The organism is Bacteroides sp. AM07-18 (assembly GCF_003602695.1).
In the GTDB taxonomy this organism is placed as follows: domain Bacteria; phylum Bacteroidota; class Bacteroidia; order Bacteroidales; family Bacteroidaceae; genus Bacteroides; species Bacteroides uniformis.
In genome coordinates this window covers 26,131-41,898 of record NZ_QTLM01000020.1, presented here as the reverse complement: position 1 = coordinate 41,898, position 15,768 = coordinate 26,131, and the positions used below count along the sequence as shown (strand labels likewise).

Here is a 15,768-nt window from a genome sequence, read left to right as displayed (position 1 = left end):
GCGCAAAAAAGAAGAATATGGAAAAAGAGAACATAAAAACCGTAGGAATTGCAGACTTCAAGAACAACGAACATGTACTTGACTATGTAGACAATGACTTCGTCATAATCAACAGCCTGGAGGGAGGTCCTTACAACAGTGATGACACAATAAGGTTGGGATGCTTCCTCATTGCCGTCTGTCTGGAAGGATGCATCCAACTGGACGTCAACTACAAAACTTACCAACTGGAAGCGGGCGACCTGCTGCTCGGACTTCCCAACACCACTATCAGCCATGCAATGGTAAGCCCGAAGCATAAGATAAGGCTTGCGGCATTCTCCACACAGTTCCTGCAACGTGTAGTCAAGATGGAGAAAGACACATGGAACACCGTTATGCATATCCACAACAATCCTATAAAGTCTGTCGGGCAAGATGAGAGCCACAAAATCTTCGGATTCTACCGGGACCTACTTATGGCAAAGATAAACGACGAGCCTCATCACTACCACAAGGAAGTGATACAATACCTGTTCTCGGCCATTTTCTGTGAAATGCTGGGTCGTCTCAACAAGGAAATGAATCCTTCCGAAATGACAGTCAATACAAAAGAAAGCATCAAACAGTCCGACTATATCCTGCGTAAGTTCATAGAGATGTTGTCCAAAGACAACGGCATACACCGCTCCGTGGGATATTACGCCGATGCACTCTGCTACAGCCCCAAACACTTTTCGAAGGTTATCAAACAAGCGTGCGGACGTACACCGCTTGACTTGATTAACGAAAGTGCCATCGAGCACATCAAGTACCGACTGAAGCATTCGGACAAGTCCATCAAGGAGATTGCAGAAGAATTTAATTTCCCCAACCAGTCTTTCTTCGGGAAGTATGTGAAGTCTTATCTGGGTATGTCTCCGGCACGCTACCGCAATACGAAGGAGGAATGATTTCCCCTACTCTTGGGGCTCACTCCGTAAAGGTCTGCATCAGGAAGCTAAACCTTAACTTTACGACGCTAAAGGTCAACTTTACGATGGCTAAACCTCAACGTATCACTTCATCACACACCGCATCCTGGAAAGCGCGTGCTTCCCTGCCCGACAGTGCATTCTGGTTCATGATGGCAAAGGCTATCTCGTGTCCGTTGCGGGCTTTAAGGTAGCCGGCCAGGCAGTTGATGGCGGTAAAGGAACCCGTCTTGGCATGTACATTTCTGTGGGAAAGGGTGCCTTTCTTCATGCGGAACTCCAGTGTACCGTCCACGCCGCCAATGGGCAAAGCCTTATAAAGTTTCTGGAAAACATCCGTACGCGAGTAGGCATATCGCAGGAAAGAAACCAAGAGTTCCGGTGAAATGTAGTTGTAATTGGAAAGACCGCAACCATCTGCCAGATTATACCTATCGGGGTTATATCCCATCTCTTTTATCAGCATGCGGATGGCAGAAAGCCCGTCCTCGGCAGAGACACGCTTCTTTCCGCTGCTCTGCACACCCAACCGGCAGAGCATGGCTTCGGCATTGAGATTATCGCTCTCCTTCATTATCTGTTTCACCACATCCTGCACGGAAGTTTCGTAGGAAGCCATCCGTACGGAGAGGCTGTCTTGCCTGAACTCGCCGAAGAGGTAAGAGACTTCCGCATCTACCGCCGGAATGCACCGGATGCCCCGTGCCTGCAACCGTTCCATAAAGGTATGCATGAAGAAGTCCTGCGAAGAAAATATATTGACCGTACCTGCACGGCGGGCATCGACGTTGCCCGTCACGGTGATGTTGTTCCCGTTCACCAGCCAGTCGCGCGACACACGGAAACGTCCGGCAGAAGGGGTACGGCTTTGGGTCTTGTTCGTCAGTGTATAATAGGAAGAGGCGGGAGTGCATTCAAGGCGTGCGCTGTCGCCCCGTTCGCCGGGTGTGGCGGTAACCTTCACCACTCCTTTATTCAGCATCAGCGGTGAGAGGTAGGGCTGGAAGGAATAGGGAGTATCATCCCACAACCAGCCGCTGCCCCAGTACAAGGAGTCTTTCATGGAGACATCTCCATACACCTTGCCTTTGATGACAGAGAAGGGGAAACGGGCCACGGTAGCCACCAGGGAATCCAATGCCTCTTCATCAAACTCCGGGTCGTAACCGCCTATCACATACATATCCCCCTGCAAGGTATCGCGCTCAATGGTTCCCTGATACCACACTTCCGTACGGAACGGCTCGTCGGCTTCGGGACGGGAAAGGGCGGTAATGGTGGTCAGCAGCTTCATGGTGGAAGCGGGACGGGAAAGCTTGTCCGCCTGATAGCCGTACAAGGGCTTTCCGGCAGTCAGGTCATAGACCGAAATGGCCACATTAGAGCCTGCGGGAAGTTTGTGTTCTATCAACGCATCAATCCGCGCAGAGAGCGGCTTCACCGGAGTTACCGTCTCTTGGGGCCATAATGGGAGCAGGCAGACGGATAAAATTAACAGCAACAATATCCTTTTCATAAATATATTTATCTTTAAAGGCAAAAGTACGACAATCTTACAAATGAACAACAACGAGGTAGTCTTTTCATAAATTATATCCAGCCATCCATCTTAATATTCCTTTAAAAATACTACTTTTGCATAGATTGCATAGGCAAAATCTCCCAGTTACTATCACTCTAAAATTGATGTACCATGAAACTACAACTTACAATTGCCAGCTTTACAATATGCCTCCTTTTCTCCCCCATGCTTCGGGCACAAGAATCTCCGCGCATTGTCAGTTATGACTTAACCGTACAGATTGATGTACCGAACCGACAAGTCGAAGTTGGCGGTTCGTTTGAAGTCGATTTCCATGACAGTGACTCAATCTCGTTGGTACTATGGCGCCATGCCCGTATCGACACACTACGCCACAGCAGCCGGGAGATAACCTACCGTTTCGATACGCTTGCCCCAGCACCTGCCCAATTCATTCCCGACGGACGGACCTTGACCCTCTACCGGCCGGCAGGAGCCGATGACCGCTGCCGCATAAATACCCGTTACACACTCTACATGCAGGAAGTGCAGGGCCCTGCAAAATCATTCAATGACCATTGGATTGAACTTGGTTACTATACGGGATGGTATCCTGTCTGCAACGGTAACCGGGCAGATTATTCGCACTTACGAATCGGCATCACTGACGGTTATACGGTGAGCGGCTCAGGTATTATTTCCCATACAGAAGAAGGGATGTGGGAAATGGAGCAACCTTGGGAGAATTTCGACAATGTTATCCTGGCTTCACCCATGCTGAAAAGCCGCCGCATCAATGATAACGGAACTACCATTGAACTTATCTATACAGACTTCCCGGATGCCGGTGCAGACTCGGCACTTCAATGTTGCTACAATGCCTTGAAATTCTTCCGACGCCTTTATAAAATTGCGGGAGATGAGGATATTTACATGAAATTCCTGCTTTCAGCTTCCGGCACCTCAGGAGGGTACAGCCGTAAAAATTTCATTATGCTCAGTTCCCGAACATTCAATGAATATGTACTCAAGAACACCGCCCACGAAATCGGCCACTTCTGGTGGAACAAGGCTCCGGTGGAATCTTGGCACGACTGGCTGAACGAATCTTTTGCCGAATTCAGTGCTTTGCAATACATACGCCACGCCCGCGGCGAAAAAGCCTATGCCGCTTACATCGACGCCTACCGTAAGGAAACACGCCATATCCGTCCTATCTGGGGTATTGACCGCAACGACCGCGAAGCGCATCTTGCCCTCTATAGGAAAGGGTCAGTACTACTCGCCGACCTGCTTGTCCGGGTGGGTGAAGAACCTTTCTTCAACTTTCTGGCAGGTGTCATCCAAGCCCATATAACAGACACATCGGCTTTCCTGGATTTTGCGGAAAGCCGATTGGGACGTAAAAACCGGGACTGGATTGAAAAGCGGTTAAAAGAATAAACACCTGATTATTCTTCAACTGTTCCTTTCGCCACCGGCTTCTCAAAATGAGTGCCGCACTTCCTGCATACATACTCCCAATGCTCAGTGCCCGGAGGTGCGGCCGACAATGCCGCAATAACAGCAGCCACCACAGCACGCACCCGATGGCTCTTCTTCAGCACAAACTTAATCTCATCCGAACCGCAATGGGGGCAGTACCTCAACTGTTCCGGAATCATCTGGTTCCGTTCAAGCAGACGGAGGGCATTGTCATATTCGTCCTCATAGACAAATATATCCACTCCCGTGACATCACGGACATATCCGCGCATCACGGAAGACATGTTTTCATTATGCAAAACAGACGCAATGCCCTCATTCTCCAAGGCACCCTGAATGACGTGTGCCTGGAAGGCATCGTCACAGGTGATTAGCTTTACGGTTTTCATCTTTTATGTTTATATGAAACAATAGTCATGGGGTCTACAATGCCTCCTTGAATATCTCTCCCACCGTGGGGTGCGGAAAGACAATCTTCTTCCATTCATCGGCAGTAAGTTTCAGCTCGATGGCCATGCCTGCCAACGTAATGATTTCCGAAGCGGGATTACCCAAAACATGTGCCCCCAATACGGTATCGTCGCCACCCAACAGTAACTTGCAGACACCGTTCACACCTTCGTTCTCGGTGACGAAACGGCCACTATAGGCCATCGGCAGCTTCACGGTACGATAGGCAATGCCTCTCTTCTGCAGGGATTCTTCTGTCTCGCCCACACCGGCTATTTCGGGATTGGTATACACCACGCCGGGGATGGCACGATAACTCATAGTGTCCTTCCGGCCAATGATGGAATGTATGGCTACTTCCGCCTCGCGGACGGCTGTATGCGCCAGCAAGGAATATCCCGTCAAGTCGCCGCAAGCATATACTCCGGGAACTGAAGTCTGCATCTGTCCGTTGACAAAGACATTTCCGCGCTCCGTTCTTTCCAAGCCCAGATTCTCCAATCCGAAGCCTTTCATTACCGGACGGCGCCCGACACTCATCAGAAGCCGTTCGGCAACGACGGAACCGGGACCGTCGGCTGTTTCATAATTCACCTGGATAAGGGAAGAAGCTTCGGCAGTATCCGGCATGACAGACACTACTTTTGCACTCAGCATGAACTTGATTCCCCGCTTGGCGTACTCTGCACGGAGCATACCCGCCAGCTCTCGGTCCATACCGCCTCCCAGTATCTCGTCCAGCATCTCGACGACGGTTACCTGCACTCCCAGGCTGTTGAAGAAAGAAGCGAACTCCATACCGATGACACCGCCGCCGATGATGGCAAGCGAAGCGGGCAGTTCCTTGTTATCCAGTGCATCACGATGGGTCCAGTAAGGCACCTTGTCTATGCCGGGAATGGCAGGGACAAAGGTTTCGGAACCGGTGCAGAGCAGCAGGTTATCGCATTCGTAGGTTTCTCCGCCGCACTCCACATGATTCTTGTCCGTCACTGTGGCCTCTCCGCTGACAATCGTCACACCATGGGCAGTCAGCTTTCCTTTGATTCCCAATACCAGCTTGCGTACTACCTTCTGCTTGCGGGCAATAATCTTGGGCAAATCAAACGATACTTCGGGCACACTGACCGCATACTTCGAAGCATGGCGGGCTCCGTCATAGGTCTTGGCCGAATACAACAAGGTCTTGGTAGGGATACACCCTTCATTCAGGCACACTCCACCGAGACTCTGCTTCTCAAATAGTACGACACTCAATCCTACTTTTCCGGCAGCTTCGGCAGCAGTATATCCCGCAGGACCTCCACCGATAATGGCAACTTGGTATTTCATGGAATTAATGGTTAGTGGTTAATGATTAGCGATAATTTGTGCGCAAGTTAATAAAACCCGTATTATCCGACAAAAAAGAACACTTCTTTCTTTCGGAGAATACAGCGTAAAGAGGAAATAATTATCTTTGTCGGGCAGCATTTACAAAGAATGCCACGTCCAATGGACATAAATCAAATAATAACCAACATGAAAACGACTGACTTATTCCAACCCATCCTTCTGTTCGCTCTTTTTCTTTGCGGCTTGACGGCTTGCAATGATAGCGATGAAATCCGCCTCTCGCCCTTTCAGGAAACTACCGTGAAGGGCGAAGCCTCTACCCTGCAGATAGACCTAACACGCGGCGACTGGCGCATAACCTCCATCACCACCCCATGGGGAGACCTCATGATGGATGGCAACAAGCTCCCACAACTGGAAGGTACGGGAAGCCTGCATTATAAATGGTGGGACTTGGAACGGGACACCGACAGCCATCTCATCCTGCACTTTAAAGACAACTTTGACTTAGGTGAATCCCGTAGCCTCATCATCAACCTTGAGATGAAAACGGGACTCTACAAGGAACAAATCATCATACACCAAGAACCGTGCACTAACTTCTATCAGATAGAGTCCATCGAATACAGCGTGGAAGAAGGTGACGGAGTGAAAGAAGCCGGAACAGGACCTGATAAGAGTACCTATAAAAATGAAAATCTGGGAAACACAACCGACAAGCATGACTACTATCCATTCATCAATAAATGGACAGAATACGCATTCATACCCGATGGGCACTCTGATGAAACCTTCAAAAGCATAGACCCGGAGAAACGTAGCATCTATCTGCCCAACCACATAGAAGACGGAAAAATAATCATGGGACAACAACTGTTATTCTTCATCAACCAAGGCAAGTATTACAAAGAAGACGAACTGAGATATAAACATTTTGAAGTAGACATAGTAGGTATGAAATGGAACATATACACTTCAACCATCTACTACAAACGGCTTCAAGTGACATTCACCGCCACTCTTTCACGTCCCGGTAGCGATACAAAGAAGGTACTCAAGGGTAAATTCATGCAGAGATACCCTTATGACTGCTCGGAAATACATCACGAAGTAAAGGATTCTTTAGAAGATTAGAGTCCGGTGTCTGTCAGACAAGACTCCACCTCCTCCCTGCTCAATGCCGGAGCTTGCCCATCGGCAAGCTTGCGGCATACCAACCGACCGGCCGCCAGCGCTTCCACCTTTGTTGCAAATGGCAGGCGACCGCTCAAAGCAGGTATAAAAGGTTGATATATCAGGGTATCGGCTCCATGCAGCACCACGTAGCCGTAACCGCCTTCCACCTCCATCACCCGGCATTTCAACTCATTGCCACCGCCGGCAGTATGACCCGAACAGCAAGAAAGGCATACCGCCATCACAGCCGGTACACCTATCTTTATCATAATAAACATCAGCTTCATAAGTTCCGTTCAGTTATGGGGCGAATCAGACTTCCTCTTCCTCATCGGGTAGAAGTTCGTACACATCATCAAAGTAGCTGGTACCACTTGTTCCCGTCAGCACGAAACCACGTTCGCCGGTAGAGAAACCAACGGCAGCCCTGCGCGAAGAAGCACCGGAAGGATAATTATGTACATCTGTAATGGGAGTAAAGTCGTCGTCGGAATCGCCGTACCATAAGTCTTTGTCAGGGTCGTACAGCCAGTAGTCGCTGCTCAGGGAAGTGCTGTTACGTATTCCCGTAGCCACAAATCCCCTTCCACCGATGACGAAGGATACGGCTTCGGACCGTGTGATGGCGTAGTCATCGTCATAGTCATTGTCGGAGTCCGTATCGGCAATGTCACGCAACTGGGTCCAGTTGCTTCCGTCGAACTTCCAGAAATCCACCAGATCGGTACTGTTGTTTCGCCCGCAACAGATGTAGGCCACCTCATCGATGACGAATGCCGTACCGAAGTAGCGCTTCTCGCCTCCATACCCGCTCACCGCTTCCCATTGCGAACCTTCGGCGCCATTGGGGTTGAAACGGTAGAAGTCCATCTTGTAGGCACTCTCGCTGCCGGTAGCGTCGCTGTTGCAGCCCGTACCGACATAGCCATATCCGCCTATACTGAAAGCCAGGGCACCGTCGCGTACTCCGCCTTTGAAGTCGTCTTTCCGTGTCCAGGTATCCGTGGCAGGGTCATACTCCCAGGTATCTGCTACACAGTAGGACGAGGAGCCGTCCTTCACGGAACCGGTCGTAATGTATCCCTTGCCATTCACGGCAAAGCCCACGGCAGCCTTGCGCCCGGCAACGGGCATGTCGGCACACTGCGTCCAGCTGTTCCGGCTCATGTCATACTCCCAAAGGTCGTTCAGGTAATCCTTGTTCGCTCCGTAGAAGCCGCCACACAAATATCCATAATTGCCGATGGTGAAGCCGGAGGCATAAGCGCGGTACACACCGTTATAGCTGGCTTTCTTCATCCACTGCCCCTGAGTGTATTCATCCTCGTCCGTACAACTGCCGGCAATGCACACGATGGCCAGCAACATTATTCCTACCAATAGTCTGTTCATTGTTTATTGTTTTTTTAATGATTAAGCTTTATACTTCCCACTTTCCAAAACAAGAAGCTGCGGGAGGTCCTTTTTGTCTGTTCGCAAAAGTAAACCACCGCAACCACACCGACAAAAATAACCGACGAACAGTCCGAAATTCCCGTTAAACGCCTTTACCGATAAAAACCGTCCGAACGCCGATTTTTGTAGGAAGATATAAAAGTTTTGCCTTTCCTTTGCCGCCAACTAAAAGAACAGAAATGAAGAAGTCATTGTACAGCTTATTCGCAGTCCTCGCTATCTTCTGCGCCTGCCAGGACGAGAACTCGCAGCTTGGAAAGAGCCTCGTGGAAAGCTCCTTCTATAATGTATACGCAGACACCTGCTCGGTAGACATCAGCACCATCCTGCTAGACTCCATAGAGACCCGGGGCGACAGCATCTGCCAGCTAGGACATTACCGGAGCAGCGCCTGGGGAGAAGTATCCGCCACCTACTATGCCGAATACTCCACGTCCGACTTCACCCCCAACACAGACTATACCTATACCCTCGACTCCCTCGTACTGCGAATGATACCTTCGGGCCATTTCTGGGGAGATACCCTGACGCAACAGCGCATCTCCATCTACCGGCTGAAAAACCCTATCGTGCTGGACAACGACGAGGACCTTTACAACAGCACCGTACTCCCGACGGAAGATGCCCCACTCTTCAGCTTTACCTTCACCCCCTGCCCGGGGCGGAAGAAGGAAGTAAGCGTCCGCCTGCCCGACTCATGGGGACAACAACTGCTGAATGACCTCGTGGCCCAGGACGACTACTTCGATACCCAAGACAAGTTCAAGAAGAAATTCCCCGGACTGGTCTTTGTTCCCGAAAACGACGGGCAGTGTATCACCGGATTCATGGTGAATGATTCTGCCATGAGCATCAACCTCCACTATCAGGAAGTCTCCAACCAGCGGACCGGACAAGTGCTGACTTTCAACGTAAACACCGACTATGCCTATACCGGTATCCGGCACGACCCCACCGGCACCCACCTTGCTTCCCTGAAAAGCGGAATAGAGAACCTCGTCCACTCCAGCGACATGGGTTGCCTGGCCTATATGCAGGGATTGACGGGTTACTACAACCAACTGGAATTCCCCTACCTCAACAGCCTCGGAAGTGCCGGACAGATAGTCTCCATAGAGAGCGCCACACTCTACCTCTATCCTCTGGCCCGGAGCTACAACGAAGTGAGCCAGCTTCCCAATGACATCCGCCTTTATATCACGGACGAGAACAATGTGCTGGAGGACTACGTATACGGCAGTGACGGCGTAACCGTACAGACCGGCGACCTGACCATCGACGAGATGTACGGGAAAGAGACCTACTACTCCTTCGACCTCACCGAATTCATCCGCAACAACTACGGCACTTCGGGCATCAAGCGGCAGAAACTGCTGATGAGTCTGACAGACGAAGAAAGCACCACCACCTTCAACCAGGTCATCTTCACCAACGACCCCGAACAAGAGAGACAATGCAGATTAGACGTAAGATTCAAAATATACAACGAGCAATGAAACGCCATTACCGGATTCCCCTTCTGCTGTGCAGTCTGTGTACGGCAAGCCTCACTGCCGTGGCCCAGAACACCACCAACCTGCCCACCTCCATGTACGGAGTGGGCGAACTGAGTGCCGGTGACGGCGGACGTTATGCCGGCATGGGCAACACGGGCATCGCCCTGAACCGTACCGGATTTCTGAACACGCTGAACCCCGCAGCCATCACCCGCATGGACACCGCCTGCTTCACGTTCGATGTGGGTGCATCTGCCTCATATGCCCGCTACTCCTTTCTGAGCGAACACAGCTCCAACTTCACCGGCAACCCCAACCGCATCAGCATGAGCTTCCGTGTCCTGCCGCGCTGGTATGCCCTTGTAGGTGCAGCACCATACAGCAGTGTGGGCTATGTCATCCAGACCGAAGAAGAGATAGAGGGAATGCCCGGCAACTACACCTACTCGCTCTTTGAGGGTACGGGCGGACTATACCGGTGCTACGTCACCAATGCCTTTGCACTGAGCAGGCAACTGTCGGTCGGCATCAACCTGGGGATGATAGCGGGCACAGTGACGCAAAGCGAAACGCAGGAAAGCGCCGTCGTAAAGTACGAATCTTCTAAACGGACCTTTTATGCGGACTTCGGCATACATTACGAATGGGGTGCGACCGGACAACGGAAGTGGGCGGCAGGGCTGGTATTTGCTCCCTCCCTTCCCATCAGCCACGACAATACACTGACTTACAGCAACTCATCTACCAGCGAGAACCTCGATAAAGGATACCACAGCCGTACACAATATCTGCCCATGCACCTCGGCACCGGCCTCAGCATAACCACCGAACGCTGGGTGCTGACCGCCGACTACAACTACCTGGACTGGAGCCGCAACTCCTCCTCCTACACTTCCATGAAATACGAGAACCAGCACAAAGTGAACCTGGGAGGCAGCTACATTACCAAGCCACGTCTGGCACGTTCCACCGAGCTGATGGGCGGAATAGGTTTCGGCAACTCCTATATCAATCTGAAAGGCGGGAAGATGCAGTATCTGGAAGCCAGCGTAGGGGCGAGCTTCCCCATCCGGTACTCCTATCTCTCGCTGGGCGCCACGTGGCGGAAACAACTGAACTCACGCAGCAATCTGATGCAGGAAAGCCGGTTCAGTCTGAATCTGAACTTGACGTTCGGGGAAAGGATTTCGAGAGCAAAACTAAAGTAATACAAGGTTCCGGTTCACCACAGATTACACGGATTTTACACCGAATGATTATCATTTGTTGGATCTATATATGCAACGCGTTGCATATATAGATGCAGCACGCTGGAACTATAGATCCAACAAACAAAGTATATAGTATCTGAAAACAGGGTATTACAACACTGCCAGCCTGGACACATACCCTTTCACCCTTTCGCGGTAAGCATCGCCAATGGGGACATCCTTCTGCTCGATGAGCAGTGTGCTGCGCCCGATGGCGCTGATGCAGTCCATGCGGACAATAAAAGAACGGTGCACGCGGATAAATTCATCGGCCGGAAGTTTTTCTTCCATATACTTCATGCTACACAAGCTCAAGATAGGCTTAGGGGCATCTTTACAGAAAATCTTCACATAATCGCCCATACCTTCTATATAGTTTATCCGTTCCAGGTCGAGCCGCATGATGCGGTTGTCACACCGCATGTAAATCACCTTCGGAACCTCTTCCGGACCTTGCCTTTGCTTGGGGGCGGACGTACCTGCATCCTGCAAAGAGAACCAGCGTGCCGCTTTGCTGACAGACTGGAAAAACGTGGAGAAATTGAGCCCGTCCATCAGATAGTCCAACGCATCCAGACGGAAACATTCGGCAGCATAGCGGTCGGTGTCTGTAATGAAAATGACACGAGTAGACGAGGACAAGAGCCTGCAAAAATCCATTCCGTTGATTTCACCTTCTTCCACCGGATAGATGCCGACAAAATAAACTTCCACTTTTGTCTCATAATAATCCTTCAGCGCTTCAAGAGGATTGCCGTACTTTCCGTGCAAAGAGAGAAAAGGAACTTTGCCGATATACTCTTCCAATCTTCCGGCAATCTCCGGGTCCGCATGCAAAATGGCACAATTCAAGTTCATATCCGTTTCTTTTTTACATAATGGACGCTGCCACATCCAAAAAACTGCAAACAGAAGAGCTAAAATTAAGCTTTATTTATGATTCAAAAACAATCTGCCTCTACGGAAAGACTATATTATCAGGAAAATAAAGTGCTTATTATGAACAGTTTCAAAAAATAAACTTATCTTTGCATGTACATCCCCACAAAAAGTAAAGGCTATGAAACAACAGAAACTATTCCACCTCGTATTGTCCGCCATGCTGATTGTTTGCACGACCGGCTGTTATGATAAAGACGAAATTAAAGATGCTGAAAAATATCTGTTCAAAGATATTCAATACTCTTTTGAAGAAGGGGATGGATTCAGTACGTATGATGTAGAGCTCCTGCCCTTCATCATGGAAAACAATTTGAACAGCAGTATTACCACCACAAACTCCCCCTTTGAAGACACATGGCAGGAAACCACCTTCCAAAGCAACGACCCCGGAGCATTTGCATGGATGGGGGAAGAAGACATATTCGTCAATGCCCCTTACATGTTTGGAGATGAACTATCGTTAAGCGGGACAACAATAAAATATGGCAGCGAAACAACAAAAGCCAAAGGTCCAAACAGCAGTACTTCCACCATCAGCATACAACCTCACTGTCGGCTCATCATAAAAGGAACACTACACTACAACAAGCTTGTAGCTACCTATACGCTGACATTCGCAGGTGAATATACAAAAACGGAAAAACAGATAAAGGGAAAGTTCATACAAACAACTCCGGAAAGCTACACAGGAGACATTACCATGGAACCGATAACGGCAGATTAAAACGGAATCGCATACGTGGGCACACCCTATTGCTCACCCTCTCCGTTCCTCCAGTAACCGGATAAACTCCTCCTCCTTGACGGGAAGAAGCACTGCACACTTGCCCTCGCCATATTTCACGAGCACATAGCGCATCACTGCAAACCGCCCTACCTGCATGGAAGAAGCACGCTCCACAGAAGTGATGTCTTTCATCAGAATTTCCTTACTCCGGGAGAAACGGCCGAAGGACAGCACCAACTTCCCGTCGGGCGTTACGGTATAGGTGGTATGAATCAGCTTCTCGATAATAACCACCAGCCAAAGCATGAAAATAGCAGCCAGGAACGGAGACTTGTACCAAAGCATATAGACGGCGAGAATACCTATCAGGATGAGAAACAGATACTGCCCCATAGCAATGCGCGCATGAAAGATTCGATTCATTTTATCTGATTTTTGCCGCTAAGGTACGTATTTTTATGATAACAACTTCTTCATTAGTATCTCCATTTCTCGAACTTCCGTCACATTCAGCTTGCGGCAGACCGAAGCACATAACAATTCTACCCGTTCCGGCGAAAAATAAATCAGTTCTGCAATCTCCTTTACAGACTGTCCAAGAGCTACCAGCATACATATCAGTTCTTCATCCTTATCCACCTCCGGAATAGACTGATAAAGTTTCTCTAAAAAAGAAGGATAATGAAAAATAAAGATTTCACGGAATACAGCCTCACGAGTTCCGGACAACAAAGCCTCCGAAGCATTGGGAGAATCTTCCGAAATCATTTCGCGCAAAGCTCTGGCAATCTCCTGCATATTAAAAGGTGTCACTGTTTTCTTTGTTTTCATTGTATCTTATTTCACCATTATACATATTTACAATCGTTTTGATACAAATTTGCAAAATATGCACAACCTAACCATAAGAATACGATATACAATCTGATATACAATTTCATATTATATTTATTATCAAATAATTAACAAGAAACAAAAAACAAGTCCATTGTTGTAAATTTTAAATTAAGAAATTATATCTTTGCCTTACAAAACAAACAGTCCACAAAATATGAATGCCAAAAAACTTTCATTTTTACTTCTGATTCTCGTAGCTGTAGCCTGCACCAACCGCTCCACCTCTTCGGAACAAGACGAAATGAGGCATTGGAACAATGTCCTTCAACAAATCAATGCCTTACTACTCGAAAACAAAGCGCGACAAACGTTGGATCTTGCCAAACAGACCTTGCCCGAAATCCTGGAATCGGCAGAAAAAAACGGAACTACAGATACCCTGATTTACTATGCCCGCAAGATATTTAATGCCTGCGGGAACAATTACATAAACACCAAACAATACAAAGACGGCATCGACTATATGGACAGCATTGGGAACCATCCCCTCATCCGCGAACATTGCCCGCACGAACTGCTGAGCTTCAAGGCCGGACTGAACCAACTGTATGGCAATAACCCGGAAGCTGTCCGACTGGCAGAAGACTACCTCCAGTTACCGGTCTGTACCAGTGCCAATGACTTTATCCGGCAGGCAGAAATCATAAGCGGTGTCTACATGTACTCCGGAAACAATCTACCCAAAGCTATCCAAATTTTGGAAAAAGCAATAGATGTCTACCGGAAAGGTGGAAACTTCCCGAACATGCTGCGAATAATGTCACGGTTGGGCATCTATTACCACCTCAGTGGCGAATACGAGAAAGCTATAGCCACTAACCAAGAAGCCATAGCCACTTACAACGACAGCATAGCACCTGGAAATGTAGTGATTGCCTACGGAGAACAAGCTAATCTCTACGCCGAACTGGGTATGTACGACCAGGCCCTGGAAATGAACAAAAAAGCCCAATACTACTCCATGCTGAAAGACAGCTTCGGACTGGGAGACTTGTACCGCTACCGTGCCCAGATCTTTCGTAACATGAATCAAAAGGACTCTGTATTCCACTACCTCAGGCTGGGAGAAAAGTTGTCAATGATACAAAACAGCTTTAAGGGCGTATTCGTAAACAAAGTAGAAACGGTAAACAGTTATCTGGACTATCCCGACTCTTTGGAAAAAGCACTGCAACTTGCCCTTAGCATCTGTCCCGATACCGTGCGGATGCCCCAATGGGCCAAATACCAACTCAACCTCCACCTAGGCCGGGCCTTACTGCAAACCGGGAAGGAGCAAAACGGCATACACCTGATAGACCGGGCTGCACAAGACCTCATCAACATGAAGTTCATGGAAGGCCGCGATGCCAACGAGATATTAATGGATTACTATCTGGCCAAAGGCATGAACGACGATTTTGCTCGTTGCTACATCCGTAACCGACAGTTTGCCGATTCTCTGGACAATAACGAAAAGAAACGTGCTGTGGCAGCAGCCAACATCCGGTTTGATGCCAACCAAAAAGAGAAAGAAAACAAACTGCTCTCGGCACAAGTGCAATGGCAGCAACAGCAGTTGTTCTACAACATCTGCATCTCCATTACATTACTGTTGCTACTTATCACCACTACAGCCTATTTCATCATCCGAAGGAAGGCCAACCACCAGCTTATAGAAAACAACAAACGGGAAATACAGACCCTCATTACCCGGCAGCAAGACCTGAACCGCCGCAACGAACAACTGACGGAAGAAATAGAACGGGCCATGGCTACCAATAACCTCAACTCCATTCGCCAGCTCACCGTGCAAAGCCTGCTCAGCAGGGAAGATGAGAACACATTCCGCCGGTCGTTTGCCACCATACATCCTTCTTATCTGCCCAAGCTCCGTGAAAGTTATCCTCAACTGACCCGCAACGAAGAATTGCTGGCCATGCTCATCTGCATGAACCAAAGTACCGACGAAATAGCCCTTATCATGGGAATCAACCGGAATAGTGTAAACGTAGTCCGTTCGCGCATGCGCAAGAACATGGAATTGCCCAAAGAAAAATCCCTGGATGAAGTATTGAAACAATACCTTACATAACAAATA

General features: G+C 49.0%; 15 protein-coding genes. 7 read left to right on the top strand and 8 right to left on the bottom strand.

The window, feature by feature from the left end:
* Window positions 1-17 precede the first annotated feature (17 nt).
* Window positions 18-932, top strand: coding sequence for an AraC family transcriptional regulator (locus DW096_RS17665; RefSeq protein WP_117866684.1), 915 nt, complete (start codon window positions 18-20; stop codon window positions 930-932).
* 97 nt (window positions 933-1,029) lie between these two features.
* On the opposite strand, the gene dacB is transcribed toward DW096_RS17665, so the two are convergent.
* The gene (dacB, locus tag DW096_RS17660) at window positions 1,030-2,469 is read right to left on the bottom strand and encodes a D-alanyl-D-alanine carboxypeptidase/D-alanyl-D-alanine-endopeptidase (protein WP_117719980.1); all 1,440 of its coding nucleotides are present in this window, start codon (window positions 2,467-2,469) and stop codon (window positions 1,030-1,032) included.
* 177 nt (window positions 2,470-2,646) lie between these two features.
* Here dacB and DW096_RS17655 point away from each other — a divergent pair, with 177 nt between their 5' ends.
* The gene (locus tag DW096_RS17655; RefSeq protein WP_120028818.1) at window positions 2,647-3,918 is read left to right on the top strand and encodes a M1 family aminopeptidase; all 1,272 of its coding nucleotides are present in this window, start codon (window positions 2,647-2,649) and stop codon (window positions 3,916-3,918) included.
* Window positions 3,919-3,926: 8 nt separating this feature from the next.
* Here DW096_RS17655 and DW096_RS17650 read toward each other — a convergent pair whose 3' ends face one another.
* Together DW096_RS17650 and lpdA are read right to left on the bottom strand one after the other, a co-directional pair.
* Complete coding sequence (locus DW096_RS17650; RefSeq protein ID WP_061412806.1) at window positions 3,927-4,349, bottom strand: DUF2007 domain-containing protein; 423 nt, start codon at window positions 4,347-4,349, stop codon at window positions 3,927-3,929.
* A gap of 34 nt (window positions 4,350-4,383) precedes the next feature.
* Complete coding sequence (gene lpdA / locus DW096_RS17645) at window positions 4,384-5,742, bottom strand: dihydrolipoyl dehydrogenase (protein WP_118931180.1); 1,359 nt, start codon at window positions 5,740-5,742, stop codon at window positions 4,384-4,386.
* 189 nt (window positions 5,743-5,931) lie between these two features.
* Between lpdA and DW096_RS17640 the strand changes: the two genes are divergently transcribed.
* Entirely contained in the window at window positions 5,932-6,879 is a 948-nt protein-coding gene (locus tag DW096_RS17640) for a hypothetical protein (RefSeq protein WP_035457628.1), read from the top strand.
* Here DW096_RS17640 and DW096_RS17635 read toward each other — a convergent pair.
* Together DW096_RS17635 and DW096_RS17630 are read right to left on the bottom strand one after the other, a co-directional pair.
* On the bottom strand, window positions 6,876-7,208 hold the full coding sequence (locus DW096_RS17635) for a DUF4907 domain-containing protein (protein WP_005825250.1): 333 nt from the start codon (window positions 7,206-7,208) through the stop codon (window positions 6,876-6,878). The genes DW096_RS17640 and DW096_RS17635 overlap by 4 nt on opposite strands.
* 25 nt (window positions 7,209-7,233) lie before the next feature.
* Window positions 7,234-8,313, bottom strand: coding sequence for a kelch repeat-containing protein (locus DW096_RS17630; protein WP_005825248.1), 1,080 nt, complete (start codon window positions 8,311-8,313; stop codon window positions 7,234-7,236).
* 242 nt (window positions 8,314-8,555) lie between these two features.
* Between DW096_RS17630 and DW096_RS17625 the strand changes: the two genes are divergently transcribed.
* Window positions 8,556-9,872, top strand: a complete 1,317-nt coding sequence (locus tag DW096_RS17625; RefSeq protein WP_118931181.1) for a DUF4270 family protein — start codon at window positions 8,556-8,558, stop codon at window positions 9,870-9,872.
* Window positions 9,869-11,080, top strand: a complete 1,212-nt coding sequence (locus tag DW096_RS17620) for a hypothetical protein (protein ID WP_120028819.1) — start codon at window positions 9,869-9,871, stop codon at window positions 11,078-11,080. The genes DW096_RS17625 and DW096_RS17620 overlap by 4 nt, the downstream gene beginning before the upstream one ends.
* A 153-nt stretch (window positions 11,081-11,233) precedes the next feature.
* On the opposite strand, the gene DW096_RS17615 is transcribed toward DW096_RS17620, so the two are convergent.
* The gene (locus tag DW096_RS17615; RefSeq protein WP_044468289.1) at window positions 11,234-11,980 is read right to left on the bottom strand and encodes a LytTR family DNA-binding domain-containing protein; all 747 of its coding nucleotides are present in this window, start codon (window positions 11,978-11,980) and stop codon (window positions 11,234-11,236) included.
* Between the two features lie 202 nt (window positions 11,981-12,182).
* Between DW096_RS17615 and DW096_RS17610 the strand changes: the two genes are divergently transcribed.
* On the top strand, window positions 12,183-12,788 hold the full coding sequence (locus DW096_RS17610) for a hypothetical protein (RefSeq protein WP_118931259.1): 606 nt from the start codon (window positions 12,183-12,185) through the stop codon (window positions 12,786-12,788).
* A 33-nt stretch (window positions 12,789-12,821) separates the two neighbouring features.
* Here DW096_RS17610 and DW096_RS17605 read toward each other — a convergent pair whose 3' ends face one another.
* Together DW096_RS17605 and DW096_RS17600 are read right to left on the bottom strand one after the other, a co-directional pair.
* A complete protein-coding gene (locus DW096_RS17605; RefSeq protein WP_005833977.1) occupies window positions 12,822-13,214 on the bottom strand; it encodes a PH domain-containing protein in 393 nt (130 codons plus the stop codon).
* A 33-nt stretch (window positions 13,215-13,247) separates the two neighbouring features.
* On the bottom strand, window positions 13,248-13,622 hold the full coding sequence (locus DW096_RS17600; protein ID WP_005833976.1) for a hypothetical protein: 375 nt from the start codon (window positions 13,620-13,622) through the stop codon (window positions 13,248-13,250).
* A gap of 220 nt (window positions 13,623-13,842) precedes the next feature.
* Between DW096_RS17600 and DW096_RS17595 the strand changes: the two genes are divergently transcribed.
* Window positions 13,843-15,762 (top strand): tetratricopeptide repeat protein, encoded by a 1,920-nt coding sequence (locus DW096_RS17595; protein ID WP_005825236.1) that lies wholly within the window; start codon window positions 13,843-13,845, stop codon window positions 15,760-15,762.
* Window positions 15,763-15,768: the final 6 nt, after the last annotated feature.

What these genes read in the sequence shown, in the direction of transcription:
- DW096_RS17640 (WP_035457628.1), top strand. Translation starts at nt 5,932, where the DNA reads ATGAAAACGACTGACTTATTCCAACCCATCCTTCTGTTCGCTCTTTTT.
- DW096_RS17605 (WP_005833977.1), bottom strand. Translation starts at nt 13,214, where the DNA reads ATGAATCGAATCTTTCATGCGCGCATTGCTATGGGGCAGTATCTGTTT.
- DW096_RS17615 (WP_044468289.1), bottom strand. Translation starts at nt 11,980, where the DNA reads ATGAACTTGAATTGTGCCATTTTGCATGCGGACCCGGAGATTGCCGGA.
- DW096_RS17665 (WP_117866684.1), top strand. Translation starts at nt 18, where the DNA reads ATGGAAAAAGAGAACATAAAAACCGTAGGAATTGCAGACTTCAAGAAC.
- DW096_RS17630 (WP_005825248.1), bottom strand. Translation starts at nt 8,313, where the DNA reads ATGAACAGACTATTGGTAGGAATAATGTTGCTGGCCATCGTGTGCATT.
- DW096_RS17600 (WP_005833976.1), bottom strand. Translation starts at nt 13,622, where the DNA reads ATGAAAACAAAGAAAACAGTGACACCTTTTAATATGCAGGAGATTGCC.
- DW096_RS17650 (WP_061412806.1), bottom strand. Translation starts at nt 4,349, where the DNA reads ATGAAAACCGTAAAGCTAATCACCTGTGACGATGCCTTCCAGGCACAC.
- lpdA (WP_118931180.1), bottom strand. Translation starts at nt 5,742, where the DNA reads ATGAAATACCAAGTTGCCATTATCGGTGGAGGTCCTGCGGGATATACT.
- DW096_RS17595 (WP_005825236.1), top strand. Translation starts at nt 13,843, where the DNA reads ATGAATGCCAAAAAACTTTCATTTTTACTTCTGATTCTCGTAGCTGTA.
- DW096_RS17610 (WP_118931259.1), top strand. Translation starts at nt 12,183, where the DNA reads ATGAAACAACAGAAACTATTCCACCTCGTATTGTCCGCCATGCTGATT.
- DW096_RS17625 (WP_118931181.1), top strand. Translation starts at nt 8,556, where the DNA reads ATGAAGAAGTCATTGTACAGCTTATTCGCAGTCCTCGCTATCTTCTGC.
- DW096_RS17620 (WP_120028819.1), top strand. Translation starts at nt 9,869, where the DNA reads ATGAAACGCCATTACCGGATTCCCCTTCTGCTGTGCAGTCTGTGTACG.
- dacB (WP_117719980.1), bottom strand. Translation starts at nt 2,469, where the DNA reads ATGAAAAGGATATTGTTGCTGTTAATTTTATCCGTCTGCCTGCTCCCA.
- DW096_RS17655 (WP_120028818.1), top strand. Translation starts at nt 2,647, where the DNA reads ATGAAACTACAACTTACAATTGCCAGCTTTACAATATGCCTCCTTTTC.
- DW096_RS17635 (WP_005825250.1), bottom strand. Translation starts at nt 7,208, where the DNA reads ATGAAGCTGATGTTTATTATGATAAAGATAGGTGTACCGGCTGTGATG.